The sequence below is a fragment of the Verminephrobacter aporrectodeae subsp. tuberculatae genome, from assembly GCF_026127385.1.
GTDB classification, from domain to species: domain Bacteria; phylum Pseudomonadota; class Gammaproteobacteria; order Burkholderiales; family Burkholderiaceae_C; genus Acidovorax; species Acidovorax aporrectodeae.
In genome coordinates this window covers 1-459 of sequence record NZ_QZCX01000014.1, presented here as the reverse complement: position 1 = coordinate 459, position 459 = coordinate 1, and the positions used below count along the sequence as shown (strand labels likewise).

At 65.8% G+C, this 459-nt stretch carries 1 protein-coding gene; it reads left to right on the top strand.

Annotation, left to right across the window (positions count from 1 at the left end; all coding sequences use genetic code 11):
• A partial coding sequence (locus D5041_RS21900) for a SwmB domain-containing protein (protein WP_265285832.1) occupies positions 1-459 on the top strand: 459 nt, incomplete at both ends.

Sequence of the window (459 nt, the reverse complement as noted above, 5' to 3'; positions counted from 1 at the left end):
ATGGCGTCGCGAACGCCGTCACCAACGTCACCGTCGAGCCCCAAGCCAAAACCGTCACGCTCACGCTGACCACAGCGGTCACCAGCGACCAGACGGTCACCGTCGCCTACGCCGACCCAACGACCGGCAACGACGCCAACGCCATACAGGACACTGCCGGCAACGACGCGGCCAGCTTTGCTGCCACCGCGGTGACGAACAACACGCCAGCGCCAGCAGACACCACGGCCCCGGCGCTGATCATCACCGGCGACTCGCGTCCCAAGGTCACTGGCGACCAACTGGTGCTTAGCTTTAGCGACACGGGCAACCTGGACGCGGACGCGAGCCACAAGCCGGCCAATGGGGCCTTTACGGTGATGGTCAATGGCGTCGCGAACGCCGTCACCAACGTCACCGTCGATTCCCAGGCCAAGACCGTCACGCTCACGCTGAGCACGGCGGTCACCCACGACCAGA